Genomic DNA, 403 nt, shown 5'->3' on the forward strand with positions numbered 1-403 from the left:
CGTCGAACTTCTGCAGGAACTCGTCGTGCGCGAAGATCTGCGCGTACGTCGTCGCGAGGCGCGGGAGCAGCGCGGCGGTGGCGGCGGCGGCGCGGGTCGCGGCATCCGCCGCGGTCTGCCAGGCGTCGACGAAGGAGGAGCCCCCATCGACTTCGGCCGCCAGCGTGCTGCTGAAGGGGACGAGCGCGTCGACGAGGGTCTTGTCTCCGACCTCGGCCTTGCCGTAGGTCATCACTCCCTGCAGGCCGTCGGCGACGCCGGATGCCACGGCGACGGCATCAGGGCGTCCCGCGTCGCCGAGGTGGGAGGCGATCGCGTTCAGGATGACGCCCCAGAGCGCTCCCGAGGTGCCGCCCGCGCGATCCGCCCAGGCGTCGGCGGCTCGGGAGAGCGTCGTCGCCGC

The 403-nt window shown here is 73.4% G+C and carries 1 protein-coding gene; it reads right to left on the reverse strand.

The window, feature by feature from the left end; genetic code table 11:
• The coding region (locus DW306_RS13525; RefSeq protein WP_136056120.1) for a DAK2 domain-containing protein at positions 1–403 on the reverse strand (403 nt) is incomplete at both ends.

Origin of the sequence: Microbacterium sp. K24 (genome assembly GCF_004794465.1) — a bacterium.
Lineage (GTDB): Bacteria > Actinomycetota > Actinomycetes > Actinomycetales > Microbacteriaceae > Microbacterium.